15 protein-coding genes are annotated in these 19,341 nt (G+C 66.3%); 13 read left to right on the forward strand and 2 right to left on the reverse strand.

Translation table 11 applies throughout. The features are described 5' to 3' along the window. The 10 genes from BST15_RS17705 to BST15_RS17750 all read left to right on the forward strand — a co-directional run. Positions 1 to 625, forward strand: a 625-nt coding sequence (locus BST15_RS17705) for a carotenoid oxygenase family protein (RefSeq protein WP_207572058.1), incomplete at its 5' end; no start/stop codon positions are given. A 95-nt stretch (positions 626 to 720) separates the two neighbouring features. Continuing rightward, a complete protein-coding gene (locus BST15_RS17710) occupies positions 721 to 1,773 on the forward strand; it encodes an ABC transporter ATP-binding protein (protein WP_046189593.1) in 1,053 nt (350 codons plus the stop codon). A gap of 368 nt (positions 1,774 to 2,141) precedes the next feature. After that, entirely contained in the window at positions 2,142 to 5,696 is a 3,555-nt protein-coding gene (rpoB, locus tag BST15_RS17715) for a DNA-directed RNA polymerase subunit beta (protein ID WP_046189594.1), read from the forward strand. A 38-nt stretch (positions 5,697 to 5,734) separates the two neighbouring features. Continuing rightward, positions 5,735 to 9,685: a DNA-directed RNA polymerase subunit beta' gene (locus BST15_RS17720; RefSeq protein ID WP_046189595.1), complete on the forward strand. Its 3,951-nt coding sequence runs from the start codon at positions 5,735 to 5,737 to the stop codon at positions 9,683 to 9,685. A 182-nt stretch (positions 9,686 to 9,867) separates the two neighbouring features. Next, positions 9,868 to 11,349 (forward strand): glutamate-cysteine ligase family protein, encoded by a 1,482-nt coding sequence (locus BST15_RS17725; protein WP_046189596.1) that lies wholly within the window; start codon positions 9,868 to 9,870, stop codon positions 11,347 to 11,349. Positions 11,350 to 11,385: 36 nt separating this feature from the next. After that, positions 11,386 to 12,144, forward strand: coding sequence for a deoxyribonuclease IV (locus BST15_RS17730; RefSeq protein ID WP_046189597.1), 759 nt, complete (start codon positions 11,386 to 11,388; stop codon positions 12,142 to 12,144). Positions 12,145 to 12,500: 356 nt separating this feature from the next. Continuing rightward, positions 12,501 to 14,141 (forward strand): acyl-CoA dehydrogenase family protein, encoded by a 1,641-nt coding sequence (locus tag BST15_RS17735; RefSeq protein WP_046189598.1) that lies wholly within the window; start codon positions 12,501 to 12,503, stop codon positions 14,139 to 14,141. An 11-nt stretch (positions 14,142 to 14,152) separates the two neighbouring features. After that, positions 14,153 to 15,088, forward strand: coding sequence for a crotonase/enoyl-CoA hydratase family protein (locus BST15_RS17740; protein WP_046189599.1), 936 nt, complete (start codon positions 14,153 to 14,155; stop codon positions 15,086 to 15,088). 28 nt (positions 15,089 to 15,116) lie between these two features. Further along, positions 15,117 to 15,830, forward strand: a complete 714-nt coding sequence (locus BST15_RS17745; RefSeq protein WP_370759866.1) for a PaaX family transcriptional regulator C-terminal domain-containing protein — start codon at positions 15,117 to 15,119, stop codon at positions 15,828 to 15,830. Continuing rightward, positions 15,827 to 16,591: a crotonase/enoyl-CoA hydratase family protein gene (locus BST15_RS17750; protein WP_046189601.1), complete on the forward strand. Its 765-nt coding sequence runs from the start codon at positions 15,827 to 15,829 to the stop codon at positions 16,589 to 16,591. Before BST15_RS17745 ends, BST15_RS17750 begins: the two co-directional genes overlap by 4 nt. Positions 16,592 to 16,633: 42 nt before the next feature. On the opposite strand, the gene BST15_RS17755 is transcribed toward BST15_RS17750, so the two are convergent. Further along, a complete protein-coding gene (locus BST15_RS17755) occupies positions 16,634 to 17,044 on the reverse strand; it encodes a DUF3060 domain-containing protein (protein WP_046189602.1) in 411 nt (136 codons plus the stop codon). Beyond that, positions 17,041 to 17,406 carry a DUF3060 domain-containing protein gene (locus BST15_RS17760; RefSeq protein WP_046189603.1) on the reverse strand — a complete coding sequence of 122 codons (366 nt, stop codon included), beginning with the start codon at positions 17,404 to 17,406 and terminating at the stop codon, positions 17,041 to 17,043. The genes BST15_RS17755 and BST15_RS17760 overlap by 4 nt, the downstream gene beginning before the upstream one ends. Before the next feature lie 145 nt (positions 17,407 to 17,551). On the opposite strand from BST15_RS17760, the gene BST15_RS17765 reads away from it, so the two are divergent. From BST15_RS17765 to rpsG, 3 genes are all read left to right on the forward strand, one after another. Beyond that, the gene (locus tag BST15_RS17765; protein ID WP_046189604.1) at positions 17,552 to 18,181 is read left to right on the forward strand and encodes a TetR/AcrR family transcriptional regulator; all 630 of its coding nucleotides are present in this window, start codon (positions 17,552 to 17,554) and stop codon (positions 18,179 to 18,181) included. 253 nt (positions 18,182 to 18,434) lie between these two features. Further along, positions 18,435 to 18,809, forward strand: a complete 375-nt coding sequence (gene rpsL, locus BST15_RS17770) for a 30S ribosomal protein S12 (protein WP_007767794.1) — start codon at positions 18,435 to 18,437, stop codon at positions 18,807 to 18,809. Beyond that, positions 18,809 to 19,279 (forward strand): 30S ribosomal protein S7, encoded by a 471-nt coding sequence (rpsG, locus tag BST15_RS17775; protein WP_046189605.1) that lies wholly within the window; start codon positions 18,809 to 18,811, stop codon positions 19,277 to 19,279. Before rpsL ends, rpsG begins: the two co-directional genes overlap by 1 nt. The last annotated feature ends 62 nt before the right edge of the window (positions 19,280 to 19,341 follow it).

The raw sequence follows: 19,341 nt of genomic DNA on the forward strand, positions 1-19,341 counted from the left end.
GGTCCGGGCGGGGGACGCGCAGGTGCGGTGGTTCGACGTCGAACCCTGCTACGTCTTTCATCCGCTGAACGCATACACCGAGGTCTCGCCGAACGGCCAGGAACTGCTGGTGCTCGACGTGGTGCGGTACGCGAAGGTGTTCGACGAGGACCGGCGCGGGCCCGGGGACGCCCCGCCCACGCTGGATCGCTGGACGATCAACCTCGACACCGGCGCGGTGCACTACGAGTCGCGCGACGACCGGCCGCAGGAATTCCCGAAGATCAACGAGTCGCTGCTGGGGCGCAAGCACCGCTTCGGCTACACCGTCGGCGTCAGCGGCGGAATCATGGGCGACGCCCAGGGCGTCACATCGACCTCGCTGTACAAGCACGACTACGCGACCGGCTCGAGCCTGACGGCGCCGCTGGATCGTCAGCTGGTGGTCGGCGAGATGACGTTCGTGCCCCGCCCCGGCGGCCGCGACGAGGACGACGGCGTTCTGATCGGGCTGGCCCACCACCGTGGCCTGGACGAGGGGCAGCTGGTGATCCTCGACGCCGCCACGTGTGAGTCGGTGGCTACCGTGCACCTGCCGCAACGGGTTCCGATGGGCTTCCACGGAAACTGGACACCCGCCGACTGACACGGACCGCCGATAAGGGTCGCACCTGTGCGCTACAGTGGCCCAAGCCACAAGCCAGTCGTGGCACGACCAGACGTTGCGGAAGGACCTCACTAATGGGTGTCGCCATCGAGGTACAGGGGCTTACCAAGTCCTTCGGATCGGCCCGGATCTGGGAAGACGTCACCATGACTATTCCCGAGGGAGAGGTCAGCGTTCTGCTCGGACCCTCCGGTACCGGCAAGTCCGTGTTCTTGAAGTCCCTGATCGGCCTCCTGCGCCCCGAGCGCGGTTCGATCGTCATCGACGGCACCGACATCCTGCAGTGTTCGGCCAAGGAGCTCTACGAGATCCGCACCCTGTTCGGCGTGCTGTTCCAGGACGGCGCCCTGTTCGGGTCGATGAACATCTACGACAACACCGCCTTCCCGCTGCGTGAGCACACCAAGAAGTCCGAGAAGGAAATCCATGACATCGTCATGGAGAAGCTCGAGATGGTCGGTATGCCCAACGACGGCTACAAGTTCCCGGGCGAGATCTCCGGCGGTATGCGCAAGCGTGCCGGACTGGCCCGCGCGCTGGTCCTTGACCCGAAGATCATCCTGTGCGACGAGCCGGACTCTGGTCTGGACCCGGTCCGTACGGCCTACCTGAGCCAGCTGTTGATCGACATCAACGCCCAGATCGACGCCACCATCCTCATCGTGACGCACAACATCAACATCGCACGTACCGTGCCGGACAACATCGGCATGCTGTTCCGCAAGGAGCTGGTGATGTTCGGGCCCCGCGAGGTGCTGCTGACCTCCGACGAGCCGGTGGTGCGTCAGTTCCTCAACGGTCGGCGTATCGGCCCGATCGGTATGTCCGAGGAGAAGGACCAGGCAACCGCGGCGGCCGAGGAGGCCATGATCGCCGCCGGCCAGAGCGACGGCGGTGTCGAAGAGATCGAGGGCGTGCCGCCCCAGCTCAGTGCGACCCCCGGCCTGCCCGAGCGCAAGGGTGTGGCGCGCCGCCAGGCCCGCGTGCGCGAGATCCTGCACACCCTTCCGCCCAACGCCCAGGCCGCCATCCGCGACGAGCTCGAAGGCACCCACAAGTACGCGGTGCACCAGTTCCCGGCTGACGAAGACGCGCCCACCGCGTCGATCCCGACCCCGCCGGGCTGATCCGACGCCGGCTCACGCCGTGTCAGCTCTTGACGGACGGACCTAAACGGTCCAATCTTGTCACCAGCACACGTACCGGGAGCTCCAGCGGAGGTCAGCCAGCACCGATAGGGGTCCCGGGACGTCGCAGTTGAGGATTGCGTCAGCCTGCGCTATTGTTGGACGTTGCGCTGGCTTCCTCCTGCCCATCCCTTACTCGCACCCGACCTCGCTGTACCAGCCTGAGTCATCTTCGTTGGCTCGTTTCAGGCGTGTTACCTCGTTGTTTGGTTGTGCGTGAGACCGGACAGAACGTTCGCCAGCCGAACCAACGGTCGATATTCGCAGCGAACGGAGCCGGTGTAACCGGATTCCGCTGGCCGCATTAGGTGCTGGAAGGATGCATCTTGGCAGTCTCCCGCCAGAGCAAAACGAACGCTTCAGGTACTACCACCCAGAATTCTCCCAACAGTTCCGTTCCCGGGGCTCCGAATCGGGTCTCCTTCGCCAAACTGCGCGAACCTCTCGAGGTTCCGGGTCTGCTTGACGTGCAGACCGACTCGTTCCAGTGGCTGATCGGAGCGCCGCAGTGGCGCGCGAAGATGGCCGAGCAGACTGGCGCGGCGCCCAAGGGTGGTCTTGAAGAGGTGCTCGAAGAGCTCTCCCCGATCGAGGACTTCTCCGGCTCGATGTCGCTGTCGTTCTCCGACCCGCGGTTCGACGAGGTCAAGGCCCCGGTCGAGGAATGCCGCGACAAGGACATGACGTACGCCGCCCCGCTGTTCGTCACCGCGGAGTTCATCAACAACAACACCGGCGAGATCAAGAGCCAGACGGTGTTCATGGGTGACTTCCCGATGATGACCGAGAAGGGCACGTTCATCATCAACGGCACCGAGCGGGTGGTGGTTTCCCAGCTGGTGCGTTCGCCGGGTGTGTACTTCGACGCCAACATCGACAAGTCCACCGAGAAGACGCTGCACTCGGTCAAGGTCATCCCGGGCCGCGGTGCGTGGCTGGAGTTCGACGTCGACAAGCGCGACCTGGTCGGCGTTCGTATCGACCGCAAGCGCCGCCAGCCGGTGACCGTGCTGCTCAAGGCCCTGGGCTGGACCTCCGAGCAGATCCGGGAGCGCTTCGGCTTCTCCGAGATCATGATGTCGACGCTGGAGAAGGACAACGCCGCCAACTCCGACGAGGCGCTGCTGGACATCTACCGCAAGCTGCGTCCGGGCGAGCCCCCCACCAAGGAGTCCGCGCAGACGCTGCTGGAGAACCTGTTCTTCAAGGAGAAGCGCTACGACCTGGCCCGGGTGGGCCGCTACAAGATCAACAAGAAGCTCGGCCTGACCGCCAACCCCGGTGAGCCCCAGCCGACCACGCTGACCGAAGAGGACATCGTGGCCACCATCGAGTACCTGGTGCGCCTGCACCAGGCCGCTCAGGACGGCGACGGCGTGTCGGCGACCATGACGGTGCCGGGCGGCGTCGAGGTTCCCGTCGAGGTCGACGACATCGACCACTTCGGCAACCGCCGGCTGCGCACCGTGGGTGAGTTGATCCAGAACCAGATCCGGGTCGGCCTGTCCCGGATGGAGCGCGTGGTCCGGGAGCGGATGACCACCCAGGACGTCGAGGCCATCACGCCGCAGACCCTGATCAACATCCGCCCGGTGGTCGCCGCGATCAAGGAGTTCTTCGGCACCAGCCAGCTCTCCCAGTTCATGGACCAGAACAACCCGTTGTCGGGTCTGACCCACAAGCGCCGCCTGTCGGCGCTGGGACCGGGCGGTCTGTCGCGTGAGCGGGCCGGCCTGGAAGTTCGTGACGTGCACCCGTCCCACTACGGCCGGATGTGTCCGATCGAGACCCCGGAAGGCCCGAACATCGGTCTGATCGGGTCGCTGTCGGTGTACGCGCGGGTCAACCCGTTCGGTTTCATCGAGACGCCCTACCGCAAGGTCGTGGACGGGGTCGTCACCGACGAGATCCACTACCTGACCGCCGACGAGGAGGACCGCCACGTCGTGGCGCAGGCCAACTCGCCGCTGGAGGAGGACGGCCACTTCACCGAGGACCGGGTTCTGGTTCGTCGTAAGGGTGGTGAGGTCGAGTACGTGTCGTCCGCCGAGGTCGACTACATGGACGTCTCACCGCGCCAGATGGTGTCGGTGGCCACGGCCATGATTCCGTTCCTCGAGCACGACGACGCCAACCGTGCCCTGATGGGCGCCAACATGCAGCGCCAGGCGGTTCCGCTGGTGCGCAGTGAGGCGCCGCTGGTGGGTACCGGCATGGAGCTGCGCGCCGCGATCGACGCCGGCGACGTGATCGTCGCCGAAAAGACCGGTGTCATCGAGGAGGTGTCCGCCGACTACGTCACGGTCATGGCCGATGACGGCACCCGGCAGACCTACCGGATGCGCAAGTTCAACCGGTCCAACCACGGCACCTGCGCCAACCAGCGTCCGATCGTCGACGCCGGCCAGCGCGTGGAGACCGGCCAGGTGATCGCGGACGGCCCGTGCACCGACAACGGCGAGATGGCCCTGGGCAAGAACCTGCTCGTGGCGATCATGCCGTGGGAGGGGCACAACTACGAGGACGCGATCATCCTGTCCAACAGGCTGGTCGAGGAGGACACGCTGACCTCGATCCACATCGAGGAGCACGAGATCGACGCCCGCGACACCAAGCTGGGCGCCGAGGAGATCACCCGGGACATCCCGAACGTCTCCGACGAGGTGCTGGCTGACCTCGACGAGCGCGGCATCGTCCGCATCGGCGCCGAGGTCCGCGACGGCGACATCCTGGTCGGCAAGGTCACGCCCAAGGGCGAGACCGAGCTGACGCCCGAGGAGCGGTTGCTGCGTGCGATCTTCGGCGAGAAGGCCCGCGAAGTCCGCGACACCTCGCTGAAGGTGCCGCACGGCGAGTCCGGCAAGGTCATCGGCATCCGGGTGTTCTCCCGCGAGGACGACGACGAGCTGCCCGCCGGGGTCAACGAGCTGGTGCGCGTCTACGTCGCGCAGAAGCGCAAGATCTCCGACGGTGACAAGCTGGCCGGTCGCCACGGCAACAAGGGTGTTATCGGAAAGATCCTGCCGGCCGAGGACATGCCGTTCCTGCCGGACGGCACGCCGGTCGACATCATCTTGAACACCCACGGTGTGCCGCGGCGTATGAACATCGGTCAGATCCTGGAGACCCACCTGGGCTGGATCGCCAAGACCGGGTGGAACATCGATGTTGCCAGCGGCGTGCCGGACTGGGCGGACAAGCTCCCCGAGGAGCTGTACTCCGCCGGACCGGACACCCGCACCGCGACACCGGTGTTCGACGGCGCGCAGGAGGGCGAGCTGCAGGGCCTGCTGTCCTCGACGCTGGCCAACCGCGACGGTGAAGTCATGGTCAACGCCGACGGCAAGGCGCGGCTGTTCGACGGCCGCTCCGGTGAGCCGTTCCCGTACCCGGTGACCGTCGGCTACATGTACATCATGAAGCTGCACCACTTGGTGGACGACAAGATTCACGCGCGTTCCACCGGTCCGTACTCGATGATCACCCAGCAGCCGTTGGGTGGTAAGGCGCAGTTCGGTGGCCAGCGGTTCGGTGAGATGGAGTGCTGGGCCATGCAGGCCTACGGTGCGGCCTACACGCTGCAGGAGTTGCTGACGATCAAGTCCGACGACACGGTCGGTCGTGTCAAGGTCTACGAGGCGATCGTCAAGGGCGAGAACATCCCCGAGCCCGGTATCCCCGAGTCCTTCAAGGTGCTGCTCAAAGAGCTGCAGTCGCTGTGCCTCAATGTTGAGGTGCTGGCGAAGGACGGTGCGGCGATCGAGCTGCGCGACGGCGAGGACGAGGACCTGGAGCGGGCAGCCGCCAACCTGGGAATCAACCTGTCCCGCAACGAATCCGCTTCGGTGGAAGACCTCGCTTAATTACCAGCTACTAAACCCGCAAGGGGAAAGGGAGTTACGTGCTCGACGTCAACTTCTTCGATGAGCTCCGCATCGGTCTGGCCACCGCGGAGGACATCCGGCAATGGTCTTACGGTGAGGTCAAGAAGCCGGAAACGATCAACTACCGCACGCTCAAGCCCGAAAAGGATGGCTTGTTCTGCGAGAAGATCTTCGGACCGACTCGCGACTGGGAGTGCTACTGCGGCAAGTACAAGCGGGTGCGCTTCAAGGGCATCATCTGTGAGCGCTGTGGCGTCGAGGTGACTCGCGCCAAGGTGCGTCGTGAGCGGATGGGCCACATCGAACTGGCCGCACCCGTCACCCACATCTGGTACTTCAAGGGCGTGCCGTCCCGTTTGGGCTACCTGCTGGATCTGGCGCCCAAGGACCTCGAGAAGATCATCTACTTCGCTGCCTACGTGATCACCAGCGTGGACACCGAAATGCGGCACAACGAGCTGTCGACGCTGGAAGCCGAGATGGTCGTCGAGAAGAAGGCCGTCGAGGACCAGCGCGACGCTGACCTCGAGGCCCGTGCCCAGAAGCTGGAAGCCGACCTGGCCGAGTTGGAGGCCGAAGGCGCCAAGGCCGATGTGCGCCGCAAGGTGCGCGACGGTGGCGAGCGCGAGATGCGTCAGCTGCGCGACCGCGCCGGGCGTGAGCTCGATCGTCTCGACAACATCTGGGACACCTTCGTCAAGCTGGCTCCCAAGCAGCTGATCATCGACGAGACCGTCTACCGCGAGCTGGTGGACCGTTACGGCGAGTACTTCACCGGTGCCATGGGTGCGGAGTCGATCCAGAAGCTGATCGAGACCTTCGACATCGACGCCGAGGCCGAGTCGCTGCGCGACACCATCAAGAACGGCAAGGGGCAGAAGAAGCTTCGTGCTCTCAAGCGCCTCAAGGTGGTGGCCGCGTTCCAGCAGTCGGGTAACTCCCCGATGGGCATGGTGCTCGACGCTGTCCCGGTGATTCCGCCGGAGCTGCGTCCGATGGTGCAGCTCGACGGTGGCCGGTTCGCCACGTCGGACCTCAACGACCTGTACCGCCGCGTCATCAACCGCAACAACCGCCTCAAGCGACTGATCGACCTCGGTGCCCCCGAGATCATCGTCAACAACGAGAAGCGGATGCTGCAGGAGTCCGTCGACGCGCTGTTCGACAACGGTCGTCGCGGCAGGCCGGTCACCGGACCGGGCAACCGTCCGCTGAAGTCGTTGAGCGACCTGCTCAAGGGCAAGCAGGGCCGGTTCCGTCAGAACCTGCTGGGCAAGCGTGTGGACTACTCCGGCCGTTCGGTGATCGTGGTCGGCCCGCAGCTCAAGCTGCACCAGTGCGGTCTGCCCAAGCTGATGGCCCTGGAGCTGTTCAAGCCGTTCGTGATGAAGCGACTGGTGGACCTGAACCACGCGCAGAACATCAAGAGCGCCAAGCGCATGGTGGAGCGTCAGCGCCCCCAGGTGTGGGATGTCCTCGAAGAGGTCATCGCCGAGCACCCGGTGCTGCTCAACCGTGCGCCCACGCTGCACCGCCTGGGTATTCAGGCCTTCGAGCCGCAGCTGGTGGAGGGCAAGGCCATCCAGCTGCACCCGCTGGTGTGTGAGGCCTTCAACGCCGACTTCGACGGCGACCAGATGGCCGTGCACCTGCCGCTGAGCGCCGAGGCGCAGGCCGAGGCCCGCATCCTGATGCTGTCGTCCAACAACATCCTGTCGCCGGCCTCGGGTCGACCGCTGGCCATGCCGCGACTGGACATGGTCACCGGGCTGTACTACCTGACCACCGAGATCGAAGGTGACACAGGCGAATACACCCCGGCGGCCAAGGACCGCCCGGAGACCGGCGTGTACGCCTCGCCGGCCGAGGCGATCATGGCTGTGGACCGCGGTGCACTGAGCGTGCGGGCCAAGATCAAGGTGCGTCTGGACCAGCTGCGGCCGCCGGCCGACGTGGAGACCGAGCTGTTCGGTGTCAACGGCTGGCGTCCGGGCGGTGCCTGGATCGCCGAGACCACGCTGGGCCGGGTGTTGTTCAACGAGCTGCTGCCGACGGGCTACCCGTTCGTCAACAAGCAGATGCACAAGAAGGTTCAGGCCGTCATCATCAACGACCTGGCCGAGCGCTACCCGATGATCGTGGTCGCCCAGACCGTCGACAAGCTCAAGGACGCCGGTTTCCACTGGGCCACGCGTTCGGGTGTCACGGTCTCGATGGCCGACGTGCTGGTGCCGCCGCGCAAGAAGGAGATCCTCGACTCCTACGAGGAGCGTGCCGACAAGCTGGAGAAGCAGTTCCAGCGCGGTGCCCTCAACCGCGACGAGCGCAACGAGGCGCTGGTGGAGATCTGGAAGGAAGCCACCGAGGAAGTGGGTCAGGCGCTGCGTGACCACTACCCGTCCGACAACCCGATCATCACGATCGTCGACTCCGGTGCCACGGGTAACTTCACCCAGACTCGGACCCTGGCCGGCATGAAGGGCTTGGTGACCAACCCCAAGGGTGAGTTCATCCCGCGTCCGATCAAGTCCTCCTTCCGTGAGGGCCTGACGGTGTTGGAGTACTTCATCAACACCCACGGTGCCCGAAAGGGCCTGGCGGACACCGCCCTGCGTACCGCTGACTCGGGTTACCTGACCCGTCGTCTGGTCGACGTGTCTCAGGACGTGATCGTGCGCGAGCACGACTGCGGCACCGAGCGCGGAATCATGGTGGACCTCGCCGAGGTGGGCGCGGACGGATCGCTGATCCGCAACCCGTTCATCGAGACGTCGGCCTACGCCCGCACGCTGGCCGTCGACGCGGTCGATGAGAAGGGCAAGGTCGTCATCGAGCGCGGCCACGACCTCGGCGACCCGTCGATCGAGGCGCTGCTGGCTGCCGGCATCGCGCAGGTCAAGGTGCGCTCGGTGCTGACCTGCGCCACCGGGACCGGTGTCTGTGCCACCTGCTACGGCCGATCCATGGCCACCGGCAAGCTGGTCGACATCGGTGAGGCGGTCGGCATCGTCGCCGCCCAGTCGATCGGTGAGCCTGGTACTCAGCTGACCATGCGTACCTTCCACCAGGGTGGCGTCGGTGACGACATCACCGGTGGTCTGCCGCGTGTGCAGGAGCTGTTCGAGGCCCGGATCCCGCGTGGCAAGGCGCCTATCGCCGACGTCGCCGGACGGGTGCAGCTGGAAGAGGGCGAGAAGTTCTACAAGATCACGATCGTGCCGGACGACGGTGGCGAGGAAGTGGTCTACGACAAGCTGCCCAAGCGTCAGCGGCTGCGCGTGTTCAAGCACGAGGACGGCTCGGAGCGGCTGCTGTCCGACGGCGACCACGTCGAGGTCGGCCAGCAGCTCATGGAGGGCTCGGCCGACCCGCACGAGGTGCTGCGCGTGCAGGGTCCCCGTGAGGTGCAGATCCACCTGGTCAATGAGGTCCAGCAGGTCTACCGGGCCCAGGGTGTGTCGATCCACGACAAGCACATCGAGGTGATCGTCCGGCAGATGCTGCGCAGGGTGACCATCATCGATTCGGGCGCCACCGAGTTCCTGCCCGGTTCGCTGACCGAGCGGGCCGAGTTCGAGACGGCGAACCGTCGTGCGGTGGCCGAGGGCCTGGAGCCCGCGGCCGGTCGTCCGGTGCTGATGGGTATCACCAAGGCGTCGCTGGCCACCGATTCGTGGCTGTCGGCGGCCTCCTTCCAGGAGACCACCCGCGTGCTGACCGATGCGGCGATCAACTGCCGCAGCGACAAGCTGCAGGGCCTGAAGGAGAACGTGATCATCGGCAAGCTGATCCCGGCCGGTACCGGCATCAACCGGTACCGCAACATTGCCGTGCAGCCCACCGAAGAGGCCCGGGCCGCTGCGTACACGATCCCGTCCTACGAGGATCAGTACTACAGCCCGGACTTCGGCGCCGCCACCGGTGCCGCGGTGCCGCTGGACGACTACGGGTACAGCGACTACCGCTAGTCATCGACGAGAAGAGCCCCGGGGTGTATCCCCGGGGCTTTTCTCGTATCAGCTGCCGAGAGTCAGCTGCCGAGCGTGAAGATGGCTTCACGGTCGATCGTCGAGGGTGAAGCCATCTTCACGCTCGACGCGGAGGGCGGCCACGGTTGCGGGCCGGCGCCAGACCGGGTTGCATCGGTGTCATGGGGGATGAAGTCAGCCGCACCACCTATACCCGTGCTCAGCGCCGGCAGTACCGGCACAAGATCCAGCAGTGCCTGGATGTCTTCGAGACGATGCTGGCGCAGGCCAGCTTCGAGTGTGAGCGGCCGCTGACCGGAATGGAGATCGAGGGCAACCTTGTCGGCGACGACTATCGGCCGGCGATGGCGAACGCCGGTGTGTTGAATGCCATCGATGATCCGGCGTATCAACGTGAATTAGGTTCCTACAACATCGAATTCAACGTACCGCCGCGGCCGCTCACGGCGCTGTCCGCAGTCGACCTGGAGGCGCAGGTGCGGGCCAGCCTCAACGAAGCGGAGGTCAAGGCCAGGGCCAACGGCGCGCGGATCGTGATGATCGGCATCCTGCCCACCCTGATGCCCGAGCATCTGGCCGGCGATTGGATGAGTGACTCGGCCCGGTACGCGGCGCTCAACGACTCCATCTTCGCCGCGCGGGGTGAAGACATCGGCATCGACATCGACGGGCCGGAGCCGCTCAGTCTGCAGGTGGAGGACATCGCGCCGGAGTCGGCGTGCACCAGCATGCAGTTGCACCTTCAGGTCTCGCCGGCGGATTTCGCCGACCACTGGAACGCCGCACAGGTGCTGGCCGGCCCGCAGCTGGCGATCGGCGCCAATTCGCCCTACTTCTTCGGCCACCGGTTGTGGGCGGAGACGCGGGTGGAGCTGTTCGCGCAGTCCACCGACACGCGGTCCGAAGAACTGAAGAACCAGGGCGTGCGGCCGCGGGTGTGGTTCGGGGAACGCTGGATCACCTCGATCTTCGACCTGTTCGAGGAGAACGTGCGCTACTTCCCGTCGCTGCTGCCCGAGGTGTCCGAGGAGGACCCCGCCCGCGAATTGGCTCAGGGGAGGACTCCGCAACTTGCGGAGCTGCGCCTGCATAACGGCACCGTGTACCGCTGGAACCGCCCGGTGTACGACGTCGTCGACGGGCGGCCGCACCTGCGCGTGGAGAACCGGGTGCTGCCGTCGGGGCCCACTGTGACCGACATGGTGGCCAATGCGGTCTTCTACTACGGCTTGCTGCGCCAGCTGGCCGGCGAGCAGCGCCCCCTGTGGACCCAATTGAGTTTTGCGGTGGCGCACGACAACTTTCGCCGTGCCGCCCGGCATGGCATGGCGGCGCGACTGTTCTGGCCGCAGCTGGGTGAGGTGAGCGTGGCCGAGTTGACGCAACGCGTACTGCTGCCGCTGGCCCGACAGGGCCTGGACGACTGGGGGGTGGCACCTGAAGTCGCCGATCGCTACCTGGGCATCATCGGCGACCGCGTGGCGGCCGGCCGCAACGGCGCCACCTGGCAGGTGGCGACCGTGCGCGCACTGCAGGCCCAGGGACTGAGCCGGTCCGCGGCACTGGCGGAGATGCTGCGCCGCTATTGCACGCACATGCACGCCAACCAGCCGGTGCACACCTGGCCGACCGACCTGGGCTGAGGCGTCGGACTCCGCAGCCGGACTAAGCTTGCCGCCGTGTTGATCGGATCCCATGTGCGCCCGCAGAATCCATTGGCCGCTGCCGAAGCCGACGGGGCCGACACGGTGCAGATCTTTCTGGGCAACCCGCAGAGCTGGAAGCCGCCCAAGCCCCGTGAGGACGCAGCCCAGCTGCGCGCGGCGGCGTTGCCGATCTACGTGCATGCGCCGTACCTGATCAACGTCGCCTCGCCGAACAATCGGGTGCGGATCCCGTCGCGCACCATGTTGCAGCAGACCTGTGACGCCGCGGCCGACGTTGGTGCGGTCGCGGTGATCGTGCACGGTGGGCACGTCAGTGCCGACGACGACGACCTGCAGGCCGGTTTCGAACGGTGGCGCAAAGCGCTCGAGCGCCTGGAGTCCGATGTCCCGGTGTACCTGGAGAACACCGCGGGCGGCGACCACGCCATGGCTCGGCACTTCGACACCATCGCCAGGCTGTGGGATCACATCGGTGACACCGGAGTGGGGTTCTGCCTGGACACCTGCCATACCTGGGCGGCCGGCGAAGCCCTGCCCGACGCCGTGCAGCGCATCAAGGCCGTCACCGGACGCATCGACCTGGTGCACTGCAACGACTCCAAGGACGCTGCTGGTTCCGGCCGGGACCGGCACGCCAACTTCGGTACCGGCCAGATCGATCCGGATCTGTTGGTCGAGGTGGTCCGGGCTGCGGGGGCTCCGGTGATCTGCGAGACCGCCGAAGAGGGCCGCAAGGCCGACATCGCGTTTCTGCGGGATCGACTGGGCTGACCTGCGGCGATACGCTACGGTCCACCTACCGAACATGCTCCCAAACGGGCGAGAACCATTCAAATAGCCTGATTTATCGATCAGGGGGAGACATTCGGTTGGTTCTGTGCTACAAATTACTCAGGCGCCGTGACCGCGGCGGCTGCGCACGAGTCTCAGGACTGGAGGGGGTCCAGGTGCCTGAGCGACACCAGTGTGGTGTGGGGGGAGTGTGCAGCCGCTAGTCCGGCGCCCCAAAACGACGGCGGTCACAGCCGGGAGCATCCCGAACCCGGCTGTGGCCGCCGTTTATGGTGCCGGGGCATAATTCGAGTTACTTCTGTTGTGCATGCGTGGAAAAACTGTAATATTCCGCTATGGCCGACACTCACATCGTCACCAATCAGGTCCTTCCGCTGGAAGGCTATAACCCGGCGTCATCGCCTGTGCTCATGGAGTCGCTGATCCGCGAGGGTGGCGAATGGGGAGTCGACGAGGTCACCGATCTCGGTGCCCTCTCGGGCTCCAAGCAGGTGCAACGGTGGGGCGAGCTCGCCGACCGCAATCGCCCCGTGCTGCATACGCACGACGTCGTGGGCAACCGCATTGACGAGGTGGAATTCGACCCGGCCTACCACGAGCTGATGAGTGCCGCGATCTCCCACGGCCTGCACGCCGCGCCGTGGGCCGACCCGCGGCCGGGCGCGCACGTCGTCCGCGCCGCGGCGACCGGGGTATGGACCGCCGAGCCCGGGCACATGTGTCCGATCTCGATGACCTACGCGATCGTGCCCGCCCTGCGCAACAACGCCGAACTGGCCACGATCTACGAACCGCTGCTGACCAGCCGCGTCTACGATCCCGAACTCCAGGTACCCACCGCCAAAGCCGGTATCACCGCGGGCATGTCGATGACCGAGAAGCAGGGTGGCTCCGATGTGCGCGCCGGAACCACCCAGGCCGTGCCGAATTCCGATGGCAGCTACACCCTGACCGGGCACAAATGGTTCACTTCCGCGCCCATGTGCGACGTCTTCCTGGTGCTGGCCCAGGCGCCCGGGGGATTGAGCTGTTTCTTCCTGCCCCGGATCCTGCCCGACGGCACCCGTAACCGGATGCGCCTGCAGCGGCTCAAAGACAAGCTCGGCAACCACGCCAATGCCTCCAGCGAGATCGAATACGACGGCGCGACGGCATGGCTGGTAGGTGATGAGGGCCGCGGCGTCTCGGTCATCATCGAGATGGTCAACCTCACCCGGCTGGACTGCGCGCTGGGCAGTGCCACCAGCATGCGGATGGGCCTGGCGCGCGCCACCTACCACGCTCAGCACCGGAAGGCCTTCGGCGCCTACCTGATTGACCAACCGCTGATGCGTAACGTGCTGGCCGACTTGGCCGTGGAGGCCGAGGCGGCAACCATGGTGGCGATGCGCATGGCCGGTGCGACGGACAAGGCGGTGCGCGGCGACGAACGCGAGGGTCTGTTGCGCCGGATCGGGCTGGCCGCCACCAAGTACTGGGTGTGCAAGCGCGCCACCCCGCACGCCGCCGAGGCCATGGAGTGCCTCGGTGGTAACGGCTACATCGAAGACTCCCTGATGCCCAGGCTGTATCGGGAGGCGCCGTTGATGGGCATCTGGGAAGGCTCGGGCAACGTCAGTGCTCTGGACACGCTGCGTGCCCTGGCCACGCAGCCTCAGTCGGTGGCGGTGCTCTTTGATGAGTTGGACCAGAGCGCCGGGCAGGACCGGTGGCTCGATGCTCACGTGGCCGCGCTGAAGGCGCAGCTGGCCGGACTGGGCGATGACGTGCTGGCCGCCCAGTATCAGGCTCGCAAGATCGCCGAGGACATCTGTCTGGCGATGCAGGGTGCGTTGCTGGTGCGCCACGGCCACCCGGCGGTCGCCGAGGCGTTCCTGGCGACCCGGTTCGCCCGTCAGTGGGGCGGTGCGTTCGGCACCCTGCCGGCAGGAATGGATCTGGGGCCGATCCTCGAACGCGCCCTGGTCAAGGGCTGAGGCGCAACGCAATGCGGCATCACATCGCGCCGGTCGAATACGACAACCTGCGGACCATGACCTACGAGGTCACCGACCGCGTCGCCCGGATCACCTTCAACCGTCCCGAACACGGAAACGCGATCACCGCCGACACGCCCTTGGAGCTGTCGGCTCTGGTGGAGCGCGCCGACCTGGACCCCAACGTCCACGTCATCCTGGTGTCGGGGCGCGGCGAGGGCTTCTGCGCCGGCTTCGATCTGGGCGCCTATGCCGAAGGTTCCGCATCGGCGGGCGGCGAGAACTTTCGGGGCAGTGTCCTCGACGGTAAGACCCAGGCCACCAACCACCGCTCGGATCAGCCGTGGGACCCGATGATCGACTATCAGATGATGAGCCGATTCGTCCGCGGCTTCGCCTCGCTGATGTACGCCGACAAGCCGACCGTGGTCAAGATTCACGGTTATTGCGTGGCCGGGGGAACGGATATCGCACTGCACGCCGACCAGGTGATCGCGGCCTCGGATGCCAAGATCGGCTACCCGCCGATGCGGGTGTGGGGCGTACCCGCGGCCGGTCTGTGGGCACACCGGCTCGGCGATCAGCGGGCCAAACGTCTGCTGCTGACCGGCGACTGCATCACCGGCGCCCAGGCCGCCGAGTGGGGTCTGGCGATCGAGGCGCCCGAACCCGCCGACCTCGATGAGCGCACCGAACGTCTGGTGGCCCGGATCGCCGCGATGCCGGTCAACCAGCTGATCATGGCCAAACTGGCGCTCAACACCGCCCTGCTGCAGCAGGGTGTGGCCACCAGTCGCATGGTCAGCACCGTGTTCGACGGGGTGGCGCGGCACACGCCGGAAGGGCATGCGTTCGTTGCCGATGCGGTGGCGCACGGTTTCCGTGACGCGGTGCGGCACCGCGACGAGCCATTCGGTGACTATGGCCGACGGGCCTCAGGGGTTTAGGACGCGCGCGATGCCTAACACTGTGCGTATGACGGCCCGGTCGGTGGTGCTGTCGGTGCTGCTGGGAGCCCACCCGGCCTCGGCTACCTCGGCCGAATTGCTGCGTCTCACCACGGATTTCGGAATCAAGGAAACCGCACTGCGAGTTGCCTTGACCCGGCTGGTGGCCGCCGGCGACCTGGTTCGATCGGCCGAGGGGTACGGCCTGTCCGAACGGCTGCTGGCGCGTCAGCGTCAACAGGACGCGGCGCTTAATCCCCAGACTCGGCCGTGGGACGGCCACTGGAACACGGTGGTGATCACCAGCATCGGCTGTGACGCGCGCACCCGCGCCGCGCTGCGCTCCGGGCTCTCGGAGCGGAGATTCGCCGAGCTGCGCGAAGGGATCTGGATGCGGCCGGACAACATCGATGTTGAGCTGGGCGACGTCCTCGGCGGCTACACCCGGCAGCTCACCGCCCGGGACCAGGAACCCGCCGAGCTGGCCGCCACGTTATGGGATCTGGCCGCGTGGGCGCAGACGGGGCATGATCTGCTCGCCGCGATGGCCGAGGCCCAGGACATGCCGAGCCGGTTCATCGTCGCAGCGGCTATGGTCCGGCACCTTCGCCGGGACCCGGTGCTACCCCCCGAACTGCTCCCGCAGGACTGGCCCGGTCTGCAGATCCGCAGGCGCTATGCGGAATTCGCCGATGAGTTGGCCTCGCGGCGGGACGCGAACCGCGAGGCGGTGCTGCGATGAGCGCGGCGGTACGCGTGGAGCGCAACGGCCCGGTCACCACCGTGATCCTCGACCGGCCGCAGGCGCGCAACGCCGTGGACGGCCCGACGGCCGCTGCGCTGTATGAAGCCTTTGACGAATTCGACCGCGACGAAACCGCTTCGGCGGCGGTCCTCTGGGGTGATAACGGAACGTTTTGTGCGGGAGCCGATCTCAAGGCGCTAGGCACTCCCAACGCAAATCAGACCCACCGCAGCGGCCCGGGCCCCATGGGGCCGACCCGCATGATGCTGTCCAAACCCGTGATCGCGGCGGTCAGTGGCTACGCGGTGGCCGGCGGTCTCGAATTGGCGCTCTGGTGCGACATGCGGGTGGTGGAGGCCGACGCAGTGTTCGGCGTCTTCTGCCGGCGCTGGGGTGTTCCGCTCATCGACGGCGGCACCGTGCGGCTTCCCCGGCTGATCGGGCACAGTCGCGCCATGGACATGATCCTCACCGGCCGGGCGGTAGCCGCCGACGAGGCCCAGGCGATGGGACTTGCCAATCGGGTGGTCCCGCGCGGGCAGGCGCGGGCGGCCGCCGAGCAGCTGGCGCTGGAACTGGCCGAACTTCCCCAGGGCTGCCTTCGCTCGGATCGGTTGTCGGCGCTGCAGCAGTGGGGCATGACCGAATCCGCCGCCCTGGACCAGGAATTCACGAGCATCGAGCGGGTGGCCGACGAGGCCTTGCGCGGTGCCGGCCGGTTTGCCGGCGGCGCCGGGCGACACGGCGCTAAGGCCTGATGCGCCCGGCTCCGCAGTGCTTGCGACCGCCGGGAGGCCTTGTCAGCGCTTGTCGGTCACGGTGTTGCGCGAACCGTGGTTGTCGACCTTGGGCTCACCGCCGCGATAGGTGACGGAATTGTTGATCCCGGTCAGCCGTAGCACTTTGTCGACTCGCTCGATCGTGATGCGATTGTCGGCCCCGCTGATGGTGACCTCCTCGCAGCGACCCCGGACCGTGAGCTTGTTGTTCGACCCGACCACATTGAGTGACTTGCCTTCTGCACAGTCCAATGTCGAGGTCGCCCCGAAGGATTCGTAGCTGATCGTGTTCGAGAACCGGCCCTCATAGTTCTTCGAGATCCGCCCGGACTTGGGGGGATCTTCGGACTCACACCCGGCGACGGCAACCGTCAGCAGTGCGATGCCACCGGCCAGCAGCGTGCGCAGGTGGAGGTGAGTCCCGTGGCTCACGCCGGTACGCGTTGGAGCCGGTTAGTCATCCCCAGCTCGCGTCCGCGGTCAAACAGCAGCGGGTCGCCGTTGTGGTAGTACACGGTCGTGTCATTGCCGTAGACGGTGACGTCATTGAGGATGGTGTCGGCGATCACGGTGTTCTGCGAGCCCTGCGTGGTCACCGCCCAACAGGTGCCCATCGCGTGGATGGTGAGGTTGACGCCGTTGATGAACAGCGTCCCGCCATCGCAGTCCAGGGTGTGGGTCTCGTGCACCCCATAGATGTGGATGTCGCCGGGCACGGCCTGGGCGGCTGCCGCAGTCCCCAGCGAACCCGCCCCCAAACTCAGCAGCGCACCGGCCAGCGCAGTCCACTTCATCTCCCCGTGCCCCTCTCGCCGGACGCAATGTCGACAAAGCTTACGTCGCATCGGCTGGCGCGTACTCGGGTTCCCCCACTAATCGGTCCACTAGAGTTCCTTGCTGACCTGCTCCTCCCGTCGCACCCTACGAAGGGCGTATGCCATGCCAGCTCGGCCAGACCCGCCCGCCGCGGGTGGCCGCTCGCGCGCCAACGGCAGGCCCGGGGCGCGCCCGGTGAAGCTGAGTCGCGAAGTCATCGTCAATGCCGCCCTGAACTTCTTGGACCGTGAGGGTTGGGACGCGCTGACCATCAACGCCCTGGCCACCCAGCTGGGCACCAAGGGCCCGTCGCTGTACAACCACGTGCACAGCCTGGGTGACCTGCGCCGCGCCATGCGCATGCGGGTCATCCAGGACATTCTGGAGATGCTGACCCAGGTCGGTCAGGGCCGCGAACGTGACGATGCCGTACTGGTGATGGCCGGGGCCTATCGCAGTTATGCCCACCACCACCCGGGCCGGTACTCGGCCTTCACCCGGATGCCGCTGGGCGGTGATGACCCGGAGTACACCGCTGCGGCCACCCGGACCGCCGCCCCGGTCATCGAGGTGCTGATGTCCTACGGGCTCGAGGGTGAGCGGGCGTTTCACGCGGCCTTGGAGTTCTGGGCGGCCATGCATGGATTCGTCCTGCTGGAGATGACCGGCGTCATGGATGACGTGGACACCGACGCCGTCTTCGCCGATATGGTGCGCCGGCTGGCCTCGGCGATGGACAGCCGTACCGCGTAGCAGCAGAGCGGGTCTGAGGGCCCGGTTCGACGCGCTTTGACCTGCCGGAGTGCCGCCGGGTATTGTGGTAGCTCGTGCCTGGCCACCGAGGCGCGTTTGGTGACATAACGCGCGCGCCTGGCCCAATTCGCATGTCCATTATGCAGCGGAGTAATCCGCGGCGGCCCATGCGACACGCCCGACCGCGGGGTAGCGGTGGGGCACAGACTGCAGGATTTACAGAGTTTTGAACAGCGATACAGGAAGCCGGTAGATGCCAACCATTCAGCAGCTGGTCCGCAAGGGCCGCCGCGACAAGGTCGCCAAGGTCAAGACCGCGGCCCTCAAGGGCAGCCCGCAGCGTCGAGGCGTGTGCACCCGCGTGTACACCACGACCCCGAAGAAGCCGAACTCGGCGCTTCGCAAGGTCGCGCGCGTGAAGCTGACCAGCCAGGTGGAGGTCACGGCCTACATCCCGGGTGAGGGTCACAACCTGCAGGAGCACTCGATGGTGCTGGTGCGTGGTGGTCGTGTGAAGGACTTGCCGGGTGTTCGCTACAAGATCATCCGCGGCTCGCTGGACACCCAGGGAGTCAAGAACCGCAAGCAGGCCCGCAGCCGCTACGGCGCCAAGAAGGAGAAGAGCTGATGCCGCGCAAGGGCCCCGCACCCAAGCGTCCGCTGGTCAACGACCCCGTCTACGGGTCCCAGCTGGTCACCCAGTTGGTCAACAAGATCCTGCTGGACGGCAAGAAGTCGCTGGCTGAGCGGATCGTCTACGGCGCACTCGAGCAGGCTCGGGACAAGACCGGTACCGACCCCGTCGTCACGCTCAAGCGTGCGCTGGACAACGTCAAGCCGGCCCTTGAGGTCCGCAGCCGCCGCGTCGGTGGTGCCACCTACCAGGTGCCGGTCGAGGTGCGGGCCGAGCGCTCCACCACCCTGGCGCTGCGCTGGCTGGTGAGCTTCTCGCGGGCACGCCGGGAGAAGACCATGGTCGAGCGTTTGGCCAACGAGATCCTCGACGCCAGCAATGGCCTGGGTGCAGCTGTCAAGCGGCGTGAAGACACCCACAAGATGGCCGAGGCCAACCGGGCCTTCGCTCACTACCGCTGGTGATCCTGCCGGCGTGATTCGCCGGGCACTCGCGACAACAAGCAATGTGAAGTAACCGAAAGAGT

Origin of the sequence: Mycolicibacter arupensis, assembly GCF_002086515.1 — a bacterium.
Classification (GTDB): Bacteria; Actinomycetota; Actinomycetes; order Mycobacteriales; family Mycobacteriaceae; genus Mycobacterium; species Mycobacterium arupense.

What these genes read in the sequence shown, in the direction of transcription:
- rpsL (WP_007767794.1), top strand. Translation starts at nt 18,435, where the DNA reads ATGCCAACCATTCAGCAGCTGGTCCGCAAGGGCCGCCGCGACAAGGTC.
- BST15_RS17745 (WP_370759866.1), top strand. Translation starts at nt 15,117, where the DNA reads ATGACGGCCCGGTCGGTGGTGCTGTCGGTGCTGCTGGGAGCCCACCCG.
- BST15_RS17765 (WP_046189604.1), top strand. Translation starts at nt 17,552, where the DNA reads ATGCCAGCTCGGCCAGACCCGCCCGCCGCGGGTGGCCGCTCGCGCGCC.
- BST15_RS17710 (WP_046189593.1), top strand. Translation starts at nt 721, where the DNA reads ATGGGTGTCGCCATCGAGGTACAGGGGCTTACCAAGTCCTTCGGATCG.
- BST15_RS17740 (WP_046189599.1), top strand. Translation starts at nt 14,153, where the DNA reads ATGCGGCATCACATCGCGCCGGTCGAATACGACAACCTGCGGACCATG.
- BST15_RS17725 (WP_046189596.1), top strand. Translation starts at nt 9,868, where the DNA reads ATGGGGGATGAAGTCAGCCGCACCACCTATACCCGTGCTCAGCGCCGG.
- BST15_RS17735 (WP_046189598.1), top strand. Translation starts at nt 12,501, where the DNA reads ATGGCCGACACTCACATCGTCACCAATCAGGTCCTTCCGCTGGAAGGC.
- rpsG (WP_046189605.1), top strand. Translation starts at nt 18,809, where the DNA reads ATGCCGCGCAAGGGCCCCGCACCCAAGCGTCCGCTGGTCAACGACCCC.
- BST15_RS17750 (WP_046189601.1), top strand. Translation starts at nt 15,827, where the DNA reads ATGAGCGCGGCGGTACGCGTGGAGCGCAACGGCCCGGTCACCACCGTG.
- BST15_RS17760 (WP_046189603.1), bottom strand. Translation starts at nt 17,406, where the DNA reads ATGAAGTGGACTGCGCTGGCCGGTGCGCTGCTGAGTTTGGGGGCGGGT.